Below are 20,927 nucleotides of genomic sequence, written 5' to 3'. Positions count from 1 at the left end.
GTGAAAAGATCTCTTGGCGTTATGCGTCGGTTTCGACCATGAGGGGGCACGATGTTCGCGATATCCCTGGGTGACGACAGCGCGGAGCTGCGTCCGCTTGAGCCGTGGCACGCCGAGGAGTTCCTGACCCACATGGACCGGGGACGGGAGTTCATCGGGCAGCACATAGGGCTTCCCGACGTCGTCACCGACCTGGCGTCGAGCCGCGCGTACCTCCGGATGTACGCGGAGAAGGCCGCCGCCGACGAAGGGCGGATCTACGGCATCTGGACGGAAGGCAAGCTGGTCGGCGGGGTCCTCTTCCGGACGATGGACGTCGAACAAGGCACCGCCGAGGCGGGCTGCTGGCTGGAGCCGTCGGCGGTGGGCCGGGGCCTGGTGACGCGAGCCGCGCGCGTGATCATCGAGTGGGCCATCGAAGAGCGCGGTACCCACCGTGTGGAATGGCGGGTCTCGGCGGCGAACGCGCCCAGCATCGCCGTGGCCCAGCGACTGGGCATGACGAAGGACGGTGTTCTGCGCGCGAGCTACCTGTATCAGGGGAAGCGGCACGACATAGAGGTGTGGTCGGTGCTCGCGCCTGAGTGGCGAGCGAGTAGACACGCGTCGTAAGCGACATCATCCCGGAACGTGGCGGTCGTCCTTCGCGTCCTATTCGCGCCCACGACGGATTGCGGAGGAAAGACACCATGAAGGGCAGATCCCCCCTGCTCGCGCTTCCCCTGGCGCTGTTGCTGGTCGCCGCTGGCTGCTCGACCGGTGATGATTCCGGCGGCGGAGGCACGAAGAAGAGCGCGAAGGAAGAGAAGGGCTCCCCGGAGGCCGCCAGCCCGCTCGACGCGGAGGACGCCGACCCGGCTGACTGCACCGGGGACAGCGTTTTCATCGAGGCCGTGGAGATCCCCGGGGTGAAGACCGACCCCGTCATCATCCCGGAGGTGAAGAACAAGGCGGGCGAAGTCGTGCAGGAGGAGCAGGAGATTCCGGGAGTGAACATCCCGGACCAGCGCGTCCCCGCACAGTGCGCGACCGTCGACGAGGCTCCCGCCGGGTGCCTGGGAGCCGCCTCCATCCCACCGACCGAGATTCCTCCGGTCACCATCCCCGAAGTAACGATCCCCGCCTTCGAGTACGGAGACGTCGAAGTAGAGGAAGTCACTGCCGATGCGGTTACCTCCGAAGGCGTCCAAGAGGACGGGGTGACCGCTGAGGAAGTGTGCCAGATCAGCGAGGAGGAGGCTGGCGAGGGCGGCTACATCAGCTCTGTGTACCGATCCTCCATCTATCGCCCTTCGCTTTACCGTGCCTCCGCCTACCGTGGGTCGGCCTACCGTGGGAGCGCTCGCCTGGACGATGGAACCAAGATCCCTTCCGTTCGAGTTGACGGTGTCCGTGTCGACGGCGTGCGCGTGGATGGTGTCCGGGTGGAGGGTGAGCGGCTGAAAGGCCGTCGCGTTGAGGACGTTGACGTCCTCGAAGGCGAGGACAGCATCACCTTCGGGCTCGACGCCGACGTCCTGTTCGCGACCGACTCCGATGAGATCCGCCCGGACGGGGCGAAGACCCTGGCCGAGGTGGCCGACCAGATCAAGGAACTGCCGGACGACGCGCCGATCAAGGCCGACGGGCACACCGACTCCGACGGGGACGAGGACCACAACAAGGACCTCTCCGAACGCCGAGCGCAGGCGGTGGTCGACTGGCTCGTTGAGAAGGAGAGCCTTGACGCCGATCGCTTTACCGTGACCGGTTATGGCGAGACGAAGCCCGTTGCCTCCAACGATGACGACAAGGGCAAGCAGAAGAACCGACGTGTGATGATCTCCGCCGATATCTGAGCCGCGTGCGGGTCCGATGGTTGAGAGACGGCCGCTGGCATAGAAAAGGCGCCAAGGTCCGGTGACTAGCGACCGGCCTTGACGCCCTTTCTTCTTACCCGGGAGTGTCCAGTGCCGGGGGCGAAACGGACACGCCCCGGCGTCGAGGTCACGCCGAGGGCTAGCCGACCGGGAGCTCTTCTTCGCGCTTGTCGAGCACGTCCTGAACCTGCTCGGCCAGGGGCTTGTCGGCGTCGGGCTGGTCCGCATCGAGGTCGGCCCGGGGGACGCCCGGGCAGGTGGTGGCGCTGCCGGGCAGGATGCCGTCGATGAGGTAGTCGTCGACCTGCTCGGTGACGCAGTCGTAGTCCGGGCCGCCGTAGTAGCCGTGGTTGCCGTCGTCCTTGACGATGATGAGGTTGTCGCGCAGCCGCTTGGCCATGGCCGGACCTCCCTCATACGGCGTCTGTGCGTCGTACTCACCCTGAATGACGACACCGGTCGGATAGCCCGTCCGCTCCAGCGTCACCGGCTTCTCCGGCGGGGTGTAGGAGCGGAAGGTGCACGGCCTGGGCGCGGTCACGGCGACACCCCACCCGTAGGGGTGGTTCTCCCGGTAGTACCGCATGTCGTCGTAGTAGACGTCGAGGTCGGTGGGCCAGTCGGCCTCGCACAGGATGGTGTTGTGGGTGCCGTTCACCAGCTGTTCCCGGGACTCGGTCGCGACCAGGTCGATCGCTTCGGCGGCGTCCTTGGTCTCGGCGTCGAACTGATCGTCGCCGTCTTCTTGCGGGATGCCGTCGCGCAGCCGGGCCAGCGCTTCGGCTACCAGGTCCCACTCGCCCTGCCAGCGGGAGAGCTGCCCGATGGCGTAGTCGAAGTCGGTTCGGGTGACGCCGTCGACCGGTTCCTCGTGCAGTCGCTGTGCCAGGTCCTCGATGAGACCGCGCACGGCCTTGGCGTCCTTGCCCAGCCCGAGCTTGTCGTCGTGGTCCGCGGCCCACTCGGCGAACCGCTCCACGTTCTCCGTAAAGGCCGGTGGGGCCTCCTTGAAGGCACCGCGCCAGACGCGGTCGGGGTGCACGGAGGAGTCCAGAACGCTGCGGTCCATGCGGTCGGGGAAGAGGCTGCCGTAGACGGCGCCGAGGTAGGTGCCGTAGGAGTAGCCGAGGTAGTTGGTCTTGTCCTCGCCGAGCGCGCCGCGGATGACGTCCATGTCGCGTGCGGTGTTGGCGGTGGTGATGTGCGGCCGCAGCGATCCCGCCGTCCGGTCGCAGCCCTCCTCCTGCGTGCGTGCCGCCTCGGTGAAGTTGTGCAGCTGGGCGTCGGTCGGCCGGGAGGGCAGCTCGTATGCCGCGGGGTCCGGCGCCGAGCAGTTGAGATTCGTGGACCGGCCGACTCCGCGCGGGTCGAAGCCGATGAGGTCGTAGACCTCGGCGCTCCTCTGGTCGCTGAGCCTGGAGGCCCAGCCCAGGCCGCTGCCGCCCGGACCGCCGGGGTTGAGGAGCAGGATGCCGCGGCGGTGGTCGCGGTCGGTGGCTTGGCGCCGCGAGATGGCGATCCTGATCTTCTCGCCTTCAGGCCTGGTGTAGTCCATGGGGACGGTGATTTTCGCGCATTCGAGGCCGTCGAGCCCGTCGCCGTCGCAGGGTTTCCAGGAGGGTTCCTGCTCATAGAAGCGCCTGAGTTCCGGGGCGACCGTATCGGCCGCGGCGGTCGGCGGTGTGACGAGAACGCCGGTCAGGGCGGCGACGCCGAGCATGCTCACTGCGGCGCGGATCCGTCCGCTCCGTCTTTTGCCTGGGTTCATGGTCCGCCTTTCGAGGGGGAAGGCCCGCCGCCACCATGTGGTGGCGGCGGGCCGAACTCGGCATGACGGCGACGACCCTAGATATCCCGGCAAAGGTCGCGGAACTGACAAAAGTAATAGACCAAGCGACTGTCCGAATGCGGACAACCGGTCTAGGTGCCCCGGAGTCACATGGCGGCAGGGGGCCGACGGGGATCAGCTGTTTCCTCCGGCCTCATGATCTACGGGCATCCCGCCGCATCAGCCACAGGAAGAACGGCGCCCCGCACAGGGCCGTGAGGATGCCCACCGGGATCTCCTCAGGGGACGCCAGCGTGCGGGCGGCGAGGTCGGCGAGGATGAGGAAGACCGCGCCGAGGAGGGTGGCGACCGGGAGGAAACGGCGGTGGTCGGAGCCCACGAGGAAGCGGGCGATGTGCGGCATCATCAGGCCGACGAAGCCGATCGGGCCGCTCACCGCCACCATGACGCCGATGGCCAGTGAGATCAGTACGAACATCAGAACGCGGAACCGGTCGGCGTGCAGGCCGATGCCCGTCGCCATGTCGTCGCCGAGCTGGAAGACGTTGAGCGCGGTGGTCTGGGCGGCGATGAGGAGCAGGACGATGAGCACCGTGGCCGCTGGCAGCGGAAGCATGTCCCACGTGCTGCCGCCCAGTCCGCCGAGGGTCCAGCGCATGACCTGCTTGGCGGCGTGGGGCTGGCCCGACAGCATGATGATCAGGTTCGCGGCGGCCTGCAGCACCTGGCCGACCACGACACCGGACAGGATGAGTCGGGTGCTGGTCATCCTGCCGCTCGTCCGCGCCACGGAGTAGACGGCCACCAGTGCGGTCAGAGCCCCGAGGAAGGCCGCCAGCGGGACCGAGTACGTACCGGCCACGGTGATGCCCGCGATCGTCACGAGCACCGCGCCGAAGGTGGCGCCCGAGGACACCCCCAGCAGGAGCGGGTCGGCCAAGGGGTTGCGCACCAGCGTCTGCAACACCGCGCCGACCATCGCGAGTCCGGCCCCTACCAGGGCGGCCAGCAGGACCCGGGGCAGCCGGGCCGTCAGCACGATCCGCTCGTGGGCCACCGACCAGGTCGGGTCGATGGCTCCGGGGACGATCTGGTGCGCCAGGATGCGCCAGGTCTCGGCGACGGAGATCCCCACCGACCCGGCGACGACGCCGAACGTCACAGCAAGCGGCAGCGCTGCGACAAGGGCCGGAACCACGATGGACACGGGGAGGCGGCGCGGGACGCGCCGCCCCAGGAGTGTCCGCCGCTGTCCGTCCCGCTGCGGATCGCCGTACTGGTCCTCAGCGGGCGGATCAACGGCGGAGTCCACTGCGGTGTCGGCGGCGGACCGCGTGTGCTGTCGCATGCCCCGGCTCAGAACGCGTCCGGATGCAGCTGCTCGGCGACGTCGTAGACGGCGTCGCCGGCCCGGACGCCCACCACCGCCGAAGACAGCGGGAGCACCGCGAACCGCTCCTCCTTGATCGCCGGGACGTCGGCGAGCGTGGGGTTCTCCAGCAGTGCCCGCTTCTTCTCCTCCACCGGCGTCTCGCCGTAGTCGTAGATGAGGATCGCGTCGGGGGAGCGCTCGGCGACCTGTTCGACGGAGACGTCGGCGAAGACCTTGTCGACGTCGTCGAAGACGTTGCGGCCTCCGGCGCGCTCGATGATCTCGGTGCCGATGCCGTTGCCGCCCGCGGTGGAGACGGTCGAGTCGATGGAGTCGACGACGACCACGTCCACCGGGTCAACGTCCGCCAGCCGCTTCCGGGCTTCGTCCACCCGTGCCGTGATGTCGTCGTTGACCTCGTCCGCGCGATCCTCGACCCCGAAGATCAACGCGATGTTGTCGATCTCGGTGGAGACGGTCTCCATGGTGACGTTGTCGGTGCACTGCTCGATGTTCTCGTAGGTCGCGATCCCGGCATCGGCCATCGCCTCCCGGCCCCGCCCCTCGGCGTCATCCAAGGCGCTGCTCCCGAAACCCGCGTAGACGAAGTCCGGGTCGGCCTCCAGCACCTGTTCGAACGAGGGGTACTCGTCGGCGAGGACCGGGACCGCGTCGTAGGCCTCCTGGAACTCCGGCAGTACCGCGTCGTCCAGATACGCCGTGCCCACCAGCCGGTCCTCCAAGCCGAGCGCCAGCATCACCTCGGTGGCGTGCTGGTTCATGGTCACCACGCGCTCCGGCGGCGCGTCGATGACGACATCGGTGCCGCAGTTGGCGATGGTGACGGGGAAACCTTCCGGGGAGGCTGCGGTGGGGTCGTCCGTGGCGTCCGACGCCCCGCTACCGCAGCCGGTGAGCGCGACGACCAGGGCCGATGCGGCCGCTGCCGTGGCTGTCGCCGACGACGTCGATGCGGTACCCCGGGCCGACAGGGGGCGGGCGAAGGGTGGGAAGGTGGTGAAGGGGCGGGGGATCTTGGGCACGTCCGGTCCTCTCGCGGGTCCGGGCGCGGTGGGATGCGCGGGCGCCCCTGCGAACAGGGCTGTGTGCCCGCTCGTCCCGGGGTCCGCGCCCCTGGTCGACGGTGTCGCGACGGCCCAGTCTCCTGACTCCCGGATCATCGCCTCACCCGGCCTTCCAGCGCCTGCGCGCCGTGGCCATCCGTGGGCTCGACTCCCCGGTCACAGTGGCGGGACCGTGCCGGACTCGCACCGGCTTCCTGGTTTCCGTCGCCACAGGCGATCGTAGGGCCCAGGAGCTGCACGTACCCGTACTGGGCGACGTGGTGTCCCGATCGTGATCTTGGACACTTGCGGGCGAAAGGTCATCGAGAGGTAAAGTGCCCGACCTGCCTATATGTACCCTTCGTTACGGTAAATGTCCGATCAGACAAGGTGTAGGGGAGACGCATGGCCGGTTCGACAAGCATGGACGACGAACGCATCGGCCAGGTCTCGAAGTAGTGACTAAGTCCATATCGGTCATTGCCACACCTTTCACTCGCGCGTCAGGATTCGGTCAATTCCCGTGATCCCGACGAGCAGAGAAAAGAGGGGAGCCGAGTGAGCAGTTCGATGGTGGCCTCGACCGCCACCTTCGCCATGTACTTCGTGGCGATGGTCGCGATCGGTCTCTGGGTCTACAAGCGGACAACGTCCCTGTCCGACTTCGTCCTCGGCGGCCGCCAGCTGAACAGCTGGGTGGCGGGCCTGAGCGCGAACGCCAGCGACTTCAGCGCGTGGCTGCTGCTGGGGCTTCCCGGCGCGATCTACCTCTCCGGCCTCGGCGAGGCGTGGATCGCCGTGGGCCTCGCCATCGGCTTCGCGGCCAGCTGGTACCTGATCGCCGGTCGGCTGCGCGTCTACACCGAGCGCGCCACCGACGCGCGCAACGGCGGCGAGTCCAACTCGCTGACCCTCTCCTCCTACCTGGAGAACCGCTTCGGTGACCACAGCGGTGTCCTGCGCGGCGCCTCGGCCATCCTGATCCTGCTCTTCTACCTCTTCTACGTCGCCTCCGGCCTGGTCGCCATGGGCGGTCTGTTCGAGAAGGTCTTCGACATGCCGTCGGCCGTCGCGATCATCGTCGGCGTCTCGATCGTCGTCCTCTACACCTTCCTCGGCGGTTTCCTCGCGGTCAGCTACACCGACGTCATCCAGGCCGTGATGATGTGGCTCGCGCTGCTCGTCGTGCCGATCGTGGCGATCATCGTCGTCATGACCGACCCGTCCGCCGGCCACGAGGTCGACTTCGGCAGCATGCTCGGCGGCGTCGAGGGCACGAACCTCGGGGACGCGCTCGCGCCCATCGCCATCATCTCCGGTCTCGCCTGGGGCATCGGCTACCTCGGCCAGCCGCACATCCTCGCCCGCTTCATGGGCATCCGCTCGGCCAAGGCCGTCCCGCAGGCCGCCGTCATCAGCGTCGGCTGGGCGGTCACCGCCATGGCCCTGGCGCTGCTCGTCGGCTTCACCGGCGTCGTCTTCTTCGACACCCCGCTGGAGGACGCCGAGCAGGTCTTCCCCTCGCTCATCAGCGCGCTGATGAACCCGTGGGTGGCCGGGCTGCTGCTCGCCGCCATCCTGGCCGCGGTCATGAGCACCGCCGACTCCCAGCTCCTGGTCGCCTCCTCCGCGATCACCGAGGACGGCTACCGGGCGTTCGTCAACCGCGAGGCCTCGCCCATGAAGCTGGTGTGGATCAGCCGCGCCGCGGTCGTGGGCGTGGCCGTGGCCGCCGCGGCCATCGCGCTGTCGGGCAACCAGACGATCATGGAGCTGGTCGGCTACGCCTGGGCCGGGTTCGGCGCCGGGTTCGGCCCCGTCATCCTGCTCTCCCTGTACTGGCGCAAGATGAACCGCGGGGGCGCGCTCGCCGGCATGGTCGGCGGCGGTGCCACGGCGGTCATCTGGACCGAGCTCGACGCCCGGGTCATGCACACCGACTTGTACGCGATGGTTCCGGCCGTGGTCGTCAGCCTCATCGCGATCGCCGTCTTCAACAACCTGGGCCGGGCCAGCCAGCAGATGGAGGACGACTTCGACCGCGTGGACGGCGAAGCCAAGGCCACCGTCTGAGCCCAGAAGCCCAGCCCAGCCGCCCGCGAATGACAGGACCCACCGGTACCCCCGCCGGTGGGTCCTTCTTTGCTGTTGTGACGCATCGGTGATGGGGGCACGCTGTTGTGTAATCGGTCGTACAGGTAGAACGGTGTCATGTCCGCCAGAAACGATCACCCCGCTGTGTGGTCTCGGCTCGATGTCGTCGAAGGACTGGGCCTGGGCACACTCATCGCGGAAACGGACGGCTTCCGGTTGGAGGCGACGGAGGTCGTCGTCGACCGGGGTACCCGCTATTCCTGCCGCTTCACCGTGTGGGCCGATCTGGCGTGGGTGACCCGCGGCGCCCGGGTCGAGATCCTCTCCCCGAACGGCGTGCGCACCCTCGAGCTGGCGTCAAAGGGCGCCCACTGGACGCGTGACGGCAAACCCGCCCCCGACCTCGACGGATGTGTGGACGTGGATGTCGCGTCCACTCCGCTGACCAACACGCTGCCCATCCGCCGCCTGGGTCTGAGCCCGGGGGAGTCACGCGAGATCCCGGTCGCGTGGATCGACATCCCCGACCTGAGCGTGCACCGGATGACCCAGCGCTACACCCGGCACCAGTCGTCCGAAGGCCGCGGGCGCTACGTCTACGGCGATCCCGACCACGGCAGCTTCGAGCTCACGGTCGATCGCCACGGCCTCATCGTCGACTACGAGGGCTTCGCCGCCCGGGTGAGCTGAGCCCCTCCCCCTCCCCTGTCCACCATCCCCGGTCCTCGACCTTCGTTCCCCTCCGGTTTCTGATCCCCGACCCCCATGCGCCGTCCGTGGGTGGGTGTTCGGAATAATCCGACGACGCTCGCCTACGGAATGGGACGGCCCCTTATGACGAACACGTACCTGCCCGACCTGCAGGAAGCCCGCCGCGCCATCATCCAGGAACTGGAGGTGGCGGAGGCGTTCGATGCCCGACAGGAGATCGAGCGCCGGGTCGGCTTCCTCGCCGAACGGCTCACCGGCACCGGCTGCACCGCGCTCGTCCTGGGCATCAGCGGCGGGGTGGACTCGCTGACCACCGGGCGGCTGTGCCGACTCGCCGCGGACCGGGTGCGCGCGGACGGCGGCAGAGTCGAGTACATCGCGATGCGCCTGCCCTACGGCGTCCAGGCCGACGAGAAGGACGCCGCCCGCGCCGTCGAGTTCGGTGCCCCCGACCGGTGCCTGACCGTCAACGTCAAGCCCGCCACCGACGCCCTGGCCGCCTCCCTCACCGAGGCCGGACTGGACTTCACCGACGATGGCACGCGCGACTTCGTGATCGGCAACGCCAAGGCGCGCGAGCGCATGGTGGCGCAGTACGCCGTGGCCGGAGGCGCGGGCGGCCTGGTGGTGGGCACCGACCACGCGGCCGAGGCGGTGACCGGATTCTTCACCAAGTTCGGCGACGGAGCGGCGGACGTCGTGCCGCTGACCGGCCTGACCAAGCGGCGCGTGCGCGCCGTCGCCGCCGAGCTGGGGGCGCCGCGGGACCTGGTGGACAAGACGCCCACCGCCGACCTGGAATCGCTGTCCCCGCAGAAGCCCGACGAGGACGCGCTCGGCCTGACCTACGACGAGATCGACGACTTCCTCGAGGGCCGCCCGGTCTCCGACCGCGTCAGCCGCGCGCTGATCGACCGCTACCGCGCCACCGCGCACAAGCGCGCCCTGCCGACCACTCTCTGAGGCATCGCCGCACGCGACCACCCGCCCGCGGTCGCCGTCTTTCTCCCACCGCCGCCGCTGAAGTGTCACACCCGCCCATCATGCTGGGCGGGTGTTCGGCGTTTCCGCCCCTTTTCCCGCCCCCTTCCCCCGTCCCGAGCCGCACGCGTGGAATCAGTCCGCCCCGCGGAGGGTTGACCTCAACAATGGTTGAGGATTTAGCGTCGTGATCCATAGCGGGCGGTGCGCCAACCGCCCCGACCTGAACTCCCCAACATTCGGTGGTGTGGCATGAGCAGCATGGAAGTCACCGCGTGGCATCAGCTCTACACGTCGATGCACGCCCAACGGGACCGACGCCCCTTCTCCAAGGCCACGTTCCGGCGCATCATCACCTTCGCCCGCCCGCATCGGCGCCGACTCGGGCTGTTCATCGTGCTCAGCGTCGTGTCGGCGGCGCTGGCCGTCGCGACCCCGGTCCTGGCCGGCCAGGTGGTCGACGCGATCATCGACAGCTCGGCGGTCGACCTCATCGTCCGGCTCGCACTCCTCATCGCGCTCATCGCCCTCGCCGAGGCCGGGGTCGGCCTGGTCACCCGGTACCTGTCGGCGAGCATCGGCGAGAGCGTCATCGTCGACCTGCGCACGGCCGTCTACGACCACGTCCAACGCATGCCGATCGCCTTCTTCACCCGAACGCGTACCGGTGCGCTGGTCAGCAGGCTCAACAACGACGTCATCGGCGCGCAGCGGGCGTTCAGCGACATCCTGTCCAACGTCGTCGGCAATATCGTGACGCTCACGCTCGCCCTGGCCGTGATGCTCTCGCTCTCCTGGCAGATCACCCTGATCTCGCTGGTCCTGCTGCCGGTGTTCGTCCTCCCCGCGCGGCGGATGGGAGGCAAGCTGGCCCGGCTGGAGCGCGAGGCCGCCAACCACGACGCCGCCATGGGCACGCAGATGACCGAGCGGTTCTCCGCGGCCGGGGCGACGCTGGTCAAGCTGTTCGGCCGCCCCGCCGACGAATCGGCCGAGTTCTCGCGCCGGGCGTGGCGGGTGCGCGACATCGGGGTGCGGACGGCGATGACACAGGAGGTGTTCATCACGGCGCTGACCCTCGTCTCCGCCCTCGCGCTCGCCCTCGTCTACGGGCTCGGCGGATTCTTCGCCGTGGGCGGGATGCTGGACGCCGGGTCCGTCGTCGCCCTCGCGATGCTGCTCACCCGCCTGTACGCGCCGCTGACGGCGCTGGCCGGTGCCCGCGTGGAGGTCATGAGCGCGCTGGTCAGCTTCGACCGGGTCTTCGAGGTCCTGGACCTCCCGCCGCTGATCGAGGAGAAGCCCGACGCCCGCGGCGTCCCCGAGGGGCCGGTGTCGGTGGAGTTCGACGGCGTGGGCTTCGCCTACCCGTCGGCCGACAAGGTCTCCCTGGCCTCGCTGGAGGAGGTCGCCAACCTCGACACGCGCGGCGGCGAGCGCGTCCTGCACGACGTGTCCTTCCGTGCCGAGCCCGGGCAGATGGTGGCGCTGGTCGGGTCGTCCGGAGCCGGGAAGTCGACGATCGCGCAGCTGCTGCCGCGCCTCTACGACGCCGACGAGGGCGCCGTGCGGCTGTCCGGCGTCGACGTTCGGGACCTGACGGCCGACTCGATCCGCGGCACCATCGGGATGGTCACCCAGGACGGACACCTGTTCCACGAGTCGGTGCGGGAGAACCTGCGGCTGGCCCGGCCGGAGGCCTCCGACGACGAGCTGTGGTCCGCACTGCGCCGCGCACGGCTCGACGACCTCATCGCGTCGCTGCCCGACGGCCTGGACACCATCGTCGGCGAGCGCGGCTACCGGCTCTCCGGCGGCGAGCGCCAGCGGTTGACGATCGCGCGGCTGCTGCTGGCCCGCCCGCAGGTGGTGATCCTCGACGAGGCCACCGCGCACCTGGACTCCACCTCCGAGGCCGCGGTGCAGGAGGCACTGGGCGCGGCGCTCGCCGGGCGGACCGCCGTGGTCATCGCGCACCGCCTGTCCACCATCCAGGCCGCCGACCTCATCCTGGTGGTCGAGGCCGGGCGGATCGTGGAGCGCGGGACGCACGCCGAGCTGCTCGCGGCGGGCGGCCGCTACGAGGAGCTGTACCGTACCCAGTTCGACTCCTCGCCCGCTCCGGTGCCGGAGGCGCTGGAGTCGACGACGGCCGCCGCCTGAGGCCGGGCGAACGCTCGGCGGACAGCGGGAACAGCGCCGGTGACCTGGGTGCCCTCGCGGGGTGCCCGAGGCGCCGGCGCTTCGCGTGTCGGCGGCGGTGCTCACCACACCAGCGGCAGCTCCTCCGGGGAGCGGTGGATGAGCGTCGGCCGCATGGTGATGTCCCGCTCCGGGGCCAGGCGCAGTCCCGGCAGCCGCCGGGTCAGCTTCTCCAGGGTGATGCGGACCTGCGCCCGGGCGAGGCGGGACCCCGGGCAGCTGTGCACGCCGTGCCCGAACGCCAGATGCCGGACGCTCGGCCGGGTGATGTCGAAGGTGTCGGGACGGTCGCACAGCGCCTTGTCGCGGTTGGCGGAGCCGAACGCGACGAAGACGTCGGTCCCGGCCGGAAGCCGGGTCCCGGCGAGGATGGCGTCGCGGGTGGTGACCCGGCGGAAGCCCTGGATCGGGGCGTCGAAGCGGGCGGCCTCCTCCACCGCCCCGGGGATGAGTTCGGGGCGCTCGCACAGCAGCTCCCACTGGTCGCGGTGGCGCAGCAGGTGCAGCAGCGCGGTGCCGATCAGGGCCGTGGTCGTCAGGTGCCCGGCGAGGAGCACGTTGACCAGGGTCGACACCAGCTCGCCGCGCTGCTCGGCCGTGGGCTCGTCCGGCCAGGGACACAGCGCCCGGATCATGTCGGTGCACAGGTCGGAGCGCGGATCCTCGCGGTGGCGGCGCGCGTAGTCGTCCATAAGGTGCTGAAGGGCGACGGAGTCGCGGGCGGCGGCCACCTGGTCGTCCGGGTCGAGCGGGCGGAACAGCAGCTGCTCGGCGCGGCGGCTCGCGTGGACGGCGGCGGGGACGTCATCGGGGTCGAGGCCGAGCAGCCGACCGATCACTTCCCCCGGCAGCCGTTCGGCATAGGAGCTCATCAGCTCGACCTCGCCGTCCGGCGCGAAGCCGTCGATCAGTGCGGTGACGCGCTCGGTGATGAACGGGATCATCGTGATGACGCGCGCCGGGGAGAGTCCGCGTGTGTGCGGGTCGCGGTAGCGGCGGTGCCGCTCGCCATCGGTGGTGAGCACGACGGACCCGCCGCTGATGCCCTTCCCCATCTCCGCGAGCGCGGCCGGACACGGGGTGATGTCGGGGCGCAGGGCGTTCGCCGAGGAGAAGTCCGACGGCCGGTTCAGCACCTCCTGCACGTCGGCGTAGCGGGCGACCAGCCACGCGTCCAACTCCGGAACGTTGGTGAGCCCGTCGGAGCGACGGGCCTGGGCGTAGCGGGGGTAGGGGTCGCGCTGCAGCGCGTCGAGTGCGTCCAGTGCGTCGACATCCACGGTCTGCCTCCGGGGCGGCAATGTGGTGCGGGCACGGTGCCCAACGCCGATGATGGACGACGGTGGGACATCGGACAAGGGTGCTCCTGCCGCGGTTGCCCGCTGGCCCGATGTCCCCGCCGCTCAGAGTTCGGGTCAGCCCCCGGAGGTCTGGAAGGGCCGCTGCGGCCGCGTCGGTGTGGACAGCAGGCCCTTGATGTAGGCGTAGAAGCCCGCGGCGTCGATGTCGTCCACGACGGTGGCGTTGTCCGGGAGCCCGTGGACACCCCACGACATCGCCGCGTACCCGCGGGTGAGCTCCCCGCCGGTCTCCACGTCCACGTTGTAGCGGGCGCTGCGCCGCACCAGCTCGGGGTGGAGCAGCAGGGCGGCGGTGAGCGAGTCGGGGTGGGTCGTGCCGTCGATGCCCACGCTCTGGTCGAACTCCAGGGTGGCCGCGCATACGCGGGTGAAGAAGTCGGCGAGCGGCGTGCCCAGGGCGGCGATCTCGTCCAGCGCGGGTTGGGCGAAGACGGCCTGGTCGAGGGTGACGGGCGCCCAGGGCACCACGGTGATGGGGAGTCCGGGCGCTAACGCGAACACTGCCTTGGCGGCCTCGGGGTCGACGTAGAAGTTGAACTCCGCGGCGGCGGTGATGTTCCCGCGCCCGTTGTTGGAGCCGCCCATGATGTACAGCGCCTTGACGTTGCGCGCGAAGTCGGGGTCGCGGATGGCCGCCATGGCGATGTTGGTGAGCGGGCCGATGGCGACGATCGACAGCTCTCCCGGGCGCTCCGCGGCCATGCGCACGAGTGTGTCGACGGCGTGCTCCCGCTCGGTCGCGCACCCCTCGAAGTCCATGTCGAGCCCGCCCGAGCCGTCGCCGTGCACGTCCTCGGCGCTGACCCAGGGGCGGACCATCGGGCGGCGGCAGCCCAGGTGGATGGGGACCTCGCCGAGGCGTCCGGCGACGTTGAGGGTCATGAAGGCGTTGCGGACCTGCGACTCGAAGCCGACGTTGCCCGCCACCATCGTGATGGCGCGCAGGTCGGCGGCGGGGTCCAGGAGCCCGGCGAGCAGGGCGATGCAGTCGTCCTGGGCGGTGTCGGTGTCGATGATGAGAGGAACGGGCATCGGGGCCTCCTGCGGGATGTTCCGGTCGCCTCCGAGCCGGCGCCGACGCGCGTATCCCGCCCGGAGTACCACTGGGATACCAGGTGTCGGGTGATCGGCCCCCTGCGGGGCGCCTGTCGGGCGCGTCGCGGTTGCCCCATCGCGGGACAACCCGCCGAACTATGGCGCTTGTGCCATCAATTCCGCGAGATACGGAAAAGCCGCACGGTGCACCTTTCGCGACATTATTCCGCGCGCTGGATTCGGGGCCGGGGGAGTGGAGTCACGGAAATCCACCTCACCAGCGTGTAAGTGCGAATCATGCGCGCAGGAATACTTTTCCGGGGTCCGGGGTATCAGTCCGGAAAAGGTCGGCCTTGCAAATCATGAGTTACCGTCGAAGGGGCGAGGTATTTCTTGACACCTATCCTGGTAGGTGGAAGCGAACCGAGCGGCGAAATCCGATCCCTACCCGTGCGGTCGGCGCCGGGCGATAGTCTGCGAGGATGGCGATGACGTACCCCGGCAACGGAGTCGGCGAATCCGAGCGCGGGGCGAAGCTCCCGGAGAACAGCGCGGCCGAGCTGGTCGTCCTCCTGGACGACGACCTCGAACGCTGCGGCGTCGCGGACAAGTGGGCGGTCCACACCAGCGAGACCCCGCTGCACTTGGCGTTTTCCTGTTATATCCGCGATAATTCCGGGCGCTTCCTCATGACCCGCCGCGCACTGTCGAAGAAGACGTGGCCCGGCGTGTGGACGAACAGCTGCTGCGGCCATCCCGACCCCGAAGAAACCATGGAAGATGCGGTGCGCCGCAGGGTGGGGGAGGAACTCGGGCTCAAGATCGAACGCGTGGAAACGGCGCTTCCGGACTTCCGCTACCGCGCGGTCTCCCCCGAAGGAATCGTGGAGAACGAATTCTGTCCGGTGTTCTGGGCCGTCGCCGTGGACGACCCCGATCCCGACCCCGCCGAAGTCGCGGAATTCGCCTGGGTCGAGTGGGACGACCTGGCCCGCCTCGCCACGCGCACACCGCGCCTGATCAGCCCGTGGGCGGCGATGCAGATCCCGCTCCTGGACCCGCAGCGGGAAACGGACACCGGAGGCGCACGCGGCTAGCCCTGGATGCCGGCGGGGTCCCGGCCTTCCAGCGTCCGGAAGGCGGGGATCCCGCCGCTGTTCGTAACCAGCCCGAGGCAGCAAGCCAACCCGCGCGGCGTCGGTGGGCCGATGAGGGGCAGCTACGATCGCGCCATGGAATTGCGCCAGCTCAGGTACTTCTGCACGGTCGCCGAGGAAGGCCACCTGGGCCGCGCGGCCGAGCGGTTGTCGGTGCGTTCGCCGTCGCTGAGCCAGCAGATCCGCGTGCTGGAGGACCGGCTCGGTGCCCGGTTGTTCGAACGGACCCCCGCCGGCATGGCGCTGACCCGTGCCGGGCGGGCCCTCCTGCCGGAGGCCCGCACCACCCTCGCCGCGGCCGACCGCGCGGCCCGAGCGGTCGAGGATGCCGGGCAGCGGCTGGAGGTGGGGATTCCACCGGGACTTCCGCCGGACGTTCCACCGCGGATTCAGGACGCGGCGCGGGCCGCGGGGGCTCGGGTGTCCTTCCTCGACGCAGGGACCGCCCACCAGCTCACCCTGCTCGCGCGGCGTGAACTGGACGCTGGCGTGGTGAACCTGCCCGCCGACACCACCGGGATGGCGGTATCGGTCGTGCACGATGTGCCGGTGGGTGTGGTGGTGTCCGCTGCCGCTCCACTCGCCGACCTTGCCGCCGTCTCCTGGGATGACCTCGCCGGACACGAGCTTCTGTGGTTCCGTCGCGAACGCGCGCCCGGCTACCACGACGCCGTCCTGGACGCCTGCCACGCCGGCGGCTGGCGGCCGCGGTTGCGGGTGTCGGCCGCGCGCCGCGCGGTGACCCGCGCGGAGCTGGCCGACGGCTCGGTGGTGGCCCTTCAGCCGGAGTCGGTCCACATCGGCGACCCGTCGCTGGCCTGGCGTCCGTTGGCCGATGGGGCGCCGCGCATGCGCGTGGCACTGGCGTGGCGCGGTGACGAGCGGCACACCGTGTTCCCGGCGATCGCCCATGACCTGGCCTCTTAGCCGCGGCCTTGGCCGCCTGAGGAATGGCCTCGTGGACGCTGGGCCGCCCGGGGCGTTGACTGCGCGGGTGTTGCCCGCACGACCGCCCACCCGAGGAGGCCGACGTTGTTCCTTCTGCTGCTGACCTATCAGGGCGACCTCGCCGAGATCGACCGGCTGCTGCCCGCGCACAACGAGTACCTGCGCCGCAACTACGAGGACGGGACGTTCCTGATGTCGGGTCCCCGCGTGCCCCGTTGCGGAGGGGTGATCCTGGCCGGGGGAGACGACCGCGCCCGGATCGACCGGGTCATCGGCCAGGACCCCTTCGTGTGCGAAGGAGCGGCGAGCTATGAGGTCCTCCAGTGGAACGCGACCCGATCCGCGATCACGCCCCGGGAGCACGCGGCTCCAGGGGCCTCAACCCGGCCGTTCTAGGCGGCGGAGCCGATACGGGAGGCCTCTTCCTCCTCGATCCGGCGGTTCCACTCGGCCTTGGTCGACTGCCACGCGTCCTCAGTGCGGCCCAGACGCCAGTAGCCGGAGATCGACAGGTTCTCCCGTGGGATTTCGCGTTCGACGCGGAGGAACGAGCGCAGCTCCTTGACCGTGTTGGCCTCGCCGTGGACGAAGGCCTGGACGTCGCCGTGTGGGAATTCGAGCGTCCGCACGGCCTCGACGAGCGCGGCACCCACGGGACGGGACCCGCGGTACAGCCAGTGCACCTGGACGTCGGGGTGAGCGGAGACGTGCTGCTCCTCGCCCGGGTCGGCCACTTCGATGAAGGCGTGCGCGGTGTGTCCCTCCGGCAGGCGCTCGATCGAGGCCGCGATGGCCGGGAGCGCGCTCTCGTCGCCCGCGAGCAGGTGCCAGTCGGCCTCGGTGCCGGGGGCGTAGCCGCCGCCGGGGCCGAGGAAGCGCAGCAGTTCGCCGGGACGGGCGTTGGCGGCCCAGGGGCCGGCCACGCCGGAGTCGCCGTGCACGACGAAGTCGAGGGTGAGCAGCCGTTCCCGCGGATCCCAGGCCCGCACCGTGTAGGTGCGCACGATGGGCCACTCCTCCCGGGGACGCTCGGCGCGGATCTCCTCGATGTCGAAGGGCTCGGGGTAGTGGTCCACGCCGGGCGGGGTGAAGAGCAGCTTGACGTAGCTGTCGGTCGCCTCGCTCGTACTGAACTTCGCGAGGCCCTCGCCGCCGAGCACCACGCGGACCATATGCGGTGTCAGGCGCTCCACGCTCTCGACTCGGCCGCAGTGGACGGCTCTCTTCGCACGCTGCCGTGGTTCGGCCATCGTGTCCCCCTTTGTCCCCGAATGCAGTGAGGTTAGGCGATCCTAACCTCGTTCACATTAGGTGGGTCCGCTCCTCACGGCAAACGTTCCTGGACAGGGCGTTGTGCCGACCGCGGACGGCCCGCGCGGGAGGCTCCTGCGCGGGGGGGCGGGCACGACGCGCGCGACCTCGCAGACACAGGGGGCCGCTACCGCGCGGGCGGGCGGCTCGGGGTTATCGTCGGCGCACAGCGGACGACTGTCTTTCGGCTCCAATCGCTGCGTGATGTGGAGGAACCAGAAGGTGACGAAGCGATCCGGTATCCACGCACTCTGCGCCGCGGGAGCGGCCGTGTTGCTCGTGGGCTGTTCAGCGCCCGCGGAAGCAGCGGACCGTGGTGGGGTCGGCCCTTCGACGCGCGACTCTGTCGCGGTGGGCTACGGCGGTGCGGTGAGTTCCGTGGACCCCGACGCCACGGAGGCGGGGATGGAGATTCTGCGCTCCGGAGGCAACGCGGTGGACGCGGCGGTCGCCACGGCCGCCGCGCTCGGTGTCACCGATCCGTACTCCGGCGGGTTCGGGGGCGGCGGCTACCTCGTCTACTACAACGCGGCCGACGGCCGGATTCGCACCATCGACGGGCGCGAGACCGCCCCGGCGGCCATGGACGAGGACGCCTTCCTGGACGAGAACGGCGAGCCCATCCCCTTCGCCGAGGCCGTGACCTCCGGTCTGGGCGTGGGGGTGCCGGGAACCCCGGCCACGTGGGAGTACGCGGTCGACAGCTGGGGGCGTAAGCCGCTCAAACAGGTCATGCGCCCGGCGATCCGCCTCGCCGACGAGGGCTTCGTCGTCGACACGACCTTCGCCGAACAGACCGCCGCCAACCAGGATCGGTTCGCCGACTTCCCCGAGACCGCGCGGCTCTTCATGCCCGACGGGCGGCCCCCGGAACCCGGGTCGGTGCTCCGCAACCCCGACCTCGCCGACACCTACCGCGCCTTCGTGCGGGAGGGCGCGGACGTTCTCGACGGTGAGATCGGCGCCGACATCGCCGCGACCGCCGCCGACCCGCCGGTGGACCCCGACGCCGCGCGCGACGTCCGCCCCGGACTGCTCACCGCCGAGGACGTGGCGGACTACGAGGTCATCGAGCGCGCGCCCTCGCACGTGGAATACCGGGGTCTGGACGTCTACAGCATGGCGCCGTCCTCCTCCGGCGGCTCGACCGTGGGCGAGGCCCTGAACATCATGGAAGCCGCCCGTGCCCGGGCGCCCTACAGCACTGGCGACACCACCGACACCTGGCACCTGATGCTGGAGGCGAGCAAGCTCGCCTACGCCGACCGCAACAGCTACATCGGCGACCCCGACCACGTCGACGTGCCCCTGCGGACGCTGCTCTCCCAGGACTACGCCGACGAGCGCGCCTGCTTCGTCGACATGCAGACCGCGCAGCAGGCGCCGGTCGCACCCGGCGACGCCCGCGACGGCAACGGCTGCGCGGCGGCGGGGCCGCCCGCCGACAACGGGACGGAAGGTCCGTCGACCACCCACCTCGTCACCGCCGACCACCAGGGCAACGTGGTCTCCTACACCTTCACCATCGAGCAGACCGGCGGCAGCGGCATCACCGTCCCCAACCGCGGTTTCCTGCTCAACAACGAGCTCACCGACTTCGAGTTCGAGGTCGCCGACAACGGGGCGGGAGCAGCCAACCTCCCGGGCCCGGGCAAGCGCCCGAGGTCGAGCATCGCTCCCACCATCGTGCTGAACGACGGCGAGCCCTACCTGGCACTGGGCAGTCCGGGGGGCTCCACCATCATCACCACGGTGCTGCAACTCCTCGTCGACCGGATCGACCGGGGCCTCACCCTGCCCGAGGCCATGGCCGAACCGCGGCTGTCGCAGCGCAACACCCCCGCGACCCTGGCGGAGCCGGGCTTCTTCGGCACCGCCCAGGACAAGGAACTGTCCGCCCTCGGGCACACCTTCACCGAGACCAGCGAGATCGGCGCGGCCACCGCCCTGGAGTTCCTCGGCGGCCGCCGCATCCAAGCCGTCGCCGAACCCGAGCGCCGCGGCGGCGGCCACGCCGCTGTCCTGCGTTCGCGCCGGTGAGGCCGGTGGGGCGGTGCGGGGCGAGGGCGACTTTCCCTCCGCCTCTAACACATTCATCCTGAGACCGGCTGGTCTTACGTCGAATGTATTTGACCGGATGCGGCCATGTTGGTCCCGGGGGGGTGGGGGTTGACGCAGCTCAATGCCGCTGGCGGTGGAATTGTTCCAGGTATCTGGCGGCTTTTCGCAATTCATAGCAACTGTGTAGACTTGATGCGTATGTAGGAATTGACGGGGTTTCTTTGTGTTTGCTCTGTTTGCGGATTTCCGTGAACAGTTAACAATGTTGTGCGTATGCGGTTGGTCGACTCGGTACTCGTTGATAACCGATGGGAAGTGCCTCGTGGGAGCAGGCGGGCGTGAGGTTTCTGTTCTGATCGTTGAGAGTCGGCATTTTTCATTCATCGGCCTGCGGAGCATGATCGACGGCTCACGCGGTATGTCGGTCGTCGGCCGGGCGGTGTCGCTCGACGAATTGCGGGCGAGTGTCGGCTCGAACAACGTCGATGTCGTGGTCGTGGGCCATCTGTACGGGTGCGTGGACTCCGCTCGCGCTGTCGACGCGGTAGCGGCGGAGTCCGAGGTTGAGGTACGGCTGGCCCTGCTCGTCGACCCGTCAGTGGCCGATCTGCGCAAAGACGGTATGAGCTGCGAGTACGCGTGCCTGCCCACCGACATCGATATGGAAGAGTTCCGTGCCGCGCTCCGCATGCTCTCGGCCGGTTATCGAATCCACCGCCCGGAGCAGCGCGGCTTTCCCCGCCATCGGGGTGCCCAGGCGCCGACACTCCACCAGGAGAACAGCGAGATCGGCGAGATCACCCGACGGGAGTCCGACGTGTTCTCCCTGCTGGCGCGCGGCTACAGCAACGCGAGGATATCGAGCCAGCTCTCCATCAGTGAGAACACCGTCAAGTCGCACGTCCGCAGCATCCTGACGAAGCTGGGGCTCCGCAGCCGGGCCAGCGCGGTCGCCTACGCCTACGAGCACAGGATGTTGTGA

General features: G+C 69.6%; 17 protein-coding genes and 1 riboswitch. Of the genes, 11 read left to right on the top strand and 6 right to left on the bottom strand.

Annotated features, from left to right (window positions below; genetic code table 11):
- Positions 1-51 precede the first annotated feature (51 nt).
- On the top strand, positions 52-612 hold the full coding sequence (locus CDO52_RS00580; RefSeq protein ID WP_017619467.1) for a GNAT family N-acetyltransferase: 561 nt from the start codon (positions 52-54) through the stop codon (positions 610-612).
- 77 nt (positions 613-689) lie between these two features.
- Complete coding sequence (locus tag CDO52_RS00575; RefSeq protein WP_017619466.1) at positions 690-1,838, top strand: OmpA family protein; 1,149 nt, start codon at positions 690-692, stop codon at positions 1,836-1,838.
- A 160-nt stretch (positions 1,839-1,998) separates the two neighbouring features.
- Here the strand turns inward: CDO52_RS00575 and CDO52_RS00570 are convergent, their stop codons facing one another.
- From CDO52_RS00570 to CDO52_RS00560, 3 genes are all read right to left on the bottom strand, one after another.
- Complete coding sequence (locus CDO52_RS00570; RefSeq protein ID WP_094932158.1) at positions 1,999-3,627, bottom strand: alpha/beta fold hydrolase; 1,629 nt, start codon at positions 3,625-3,627, stop codon at positions 1,999-2,001.
- A 214-nt stretch (positions 3,628-3,841) separates the two neighbouring features.
- On the bottom strand, positions 3,842-4,996 hold the full coding sequence (locus CDO52_RS00565) for a FecCD family ABC transporter permease (protein ID WP_017619464.1): 1,155 nt from the start codon (positions 4,994-4,996) through the stop codon (positions 3,842-3,844).
- Between the two features lie 8 nt (positions 4,997-5,004).
- Positions 5,005-6,063 (bottom strand): ABC transporter substrate-binding protein, encoded by a 1,059-nt coding sequence (locus CDO52_RS00560; RefSeq protein ID WP_017619463.1) that lies wholly within the window; start codon positions 6,061-6,063, stop codon positions 5,005-5,007.
- Between the two features lie 95 nt (positions 6,064-6,158).
- Positions 6,159-6,338, bottom strand: a riboswitch (cobalamin riboswitch).
- 316 nt (positions 6,339-6,654) lie between these two features.
- On the opposite strand from CDO52_RS00560, the gene putP reads away from it, so the two are divergent.
- From putP to CDO52_RS00540, 4 genes are all read left to right on the top strand, one after another.
- Positions 6,655-8,157, top strand: coding sequence for a sodium/proline symporter PutP (putP, locus tag CDO52_RS00555; protein WP_017619462.1), 1,503 nt, complete (start codon positions 6,655-6,657; stop codon positions 8,155-8,157).
- A 138-nt stretch (positions 8,158-8,295) separates the two neighbouring features.
- Entirely contained in the window at positions 8,296-8,868 is a 573-nt protein-coding gene (locus tag CDO52_RS00550; RefSeq protein ID WP_026125936.1) for a putative glycolipid-binding domain-containing protein, read from the top strand.
- Between the two features lie 144 nt (positions 8,869-9,012).
- Positions 9,013-9,852, top strand: coding sequence for an ammonia-dependent NAD(+) synthetase (nadE, locus tag CDO52_RS00545; protein WP_017619460.1), 840 nt, complete (start codon positions 9,013-9,015; stop codon positions 9,850-9,852).
- Positions 9,853-10,131: 279 nt separating this feature from the next.
- On the top strand, positions 10,132-12,033 hold the full coding sequence (locus tag CDO52_RS00540; protein WP_198345855.1) for an ABC transporter ATP-binding protein: 1,902 nt from the start codon (positions 10,132-10,134) through the stop codon (positions 12,031-12,033).
- A 101-nt stretch (positions 12,034-12,134) separates the two neighbouring features.
- Here CDO52_RS00540 and CDO52_RS00535 read toward each other — a convergent pair whose 3' ends face one another.
- Entirely contained in the window at positions 12,135-13,430 is a 1,296-nt protein-coding gene (locus tag CDO52_RS00535) for a cytochrome P450 (protein ID WP_198345810.1), read from the bottom strand.
- Positions 13,431-13,487: 57 nt separating this feature from the next.
- Positions 13,488-14,465, bottom strand: coding sequence for a nucleoside hydrolase (locus CDO52_RS00530; protein ID WP_017619457.1), 978 nt, complete (start codon positions 14,463-14,465; stop codon positions 13,488-13,490).
- 491 nt (positions 14,466-14,956) lie between these two features.
- Here CDO52_RS00530 and idi point away from each other — a divergent pair, with 491 nt between their 5' ends.
- The 3 genes from idi (at position 14,957) to CDO52_RS00515 (ending at position 16,969) form a co-directional block, all read left to right on the top strand.
- The gene (gene idi, locus CDO52_RS00525) at positions 14,957-15,565 is read left to right on the top strand and encodes an isopentenyl-diphosphate Delta-isomerase (RefSeq protein WP_017619456.1); all 609 of its coding nucleotides are present in this window, start codon (positions 14,957-14,959) and stop codon (positions 15,563-15,565) included.
- A 135-nt stretch (positions 15,566-15,700) separates the two neighbouring features.
- Positions 15,701-16,552, top strand: coding sequence for a LysR family transcriptional regulator (locus CDO52_RS00520; protein WP_017619455.1), 852 nt, complete (start codon positions 15,701-15,703; stop codon positions 16,550-16,552).
- A 105-nt stretch (positions 16,553-16,657) separates the two neighbouring features.
- On the top strand, positions 16,658-16,969 hold the full coding sequence (locus CDO52_RS00515) for a YciI family protein (protein ID WP_017619454.1): 312 nt from the start codon (positions 16,658-16,660) through the stop codon (positions 16,967-16,969).
- Here CDO52_RS00515 and CDO52_RS00510 read toward each other — a convergent pair.
- Positions 16,966-17,823 (bottom strand): siderophore-interacting protein, encoded by an 858-nt coding sequence (locus CDO52_RS00510; protein ID WP_026125935.1) that lies wholly within the window; start codon positions 17,821-17,823, stop codon positions 16,966-16,968. The genes CDO52_RS00515 and CDO52_RS00510 overlap by 4 nt on opposite strands.
- Positions 17,824-18,253: 430 nt before the next feature.
- Here CDO52_RS00510 and ggt point away from each other — a divergent pair, with 430 nt between their 5' ends.
- Positions 18,254-19,924, top strand: coding sequence for a gamma-glutamyltransferase (gene ggt / locus CDO52_RS00505; protein ID WP_232524356.1), 1,671 nt, complete (start codon positions 18,254-18,256; stop codon positions 19,922-19,924).
- A 418-nt stretch (positions 19,925-20,342) separates the two neighbouring features.
- On the top strand, positions 20,343-20,927 hold the full coding sequence (locus CDO52_RS00500) for a helix-turn-helix transcriptional regulator (RefSeq protein WP_017619451.1): 585 nt from the start codon (positions 20,343-20,345) through the stop codon (positions 20,925-20,927).

Origin of the sequence: Nocardiopsis gilva YIM 90087, assembly GCF_002263495.1 — a bacterium.
Taxonomy (GTDB): domain Bacteria; phylum Actinomycetota; class Actinomycetes; order Streptosporangiales; family Streptosporangiaceae; genus Nocardiopsis_C; species Nocardiopsis_C gilva.
The sequence above is the reverse complement of the archived record's forward strand: the minus strand, read 5'-3'. Positions and strand labels throughout refer to the sequence as shown.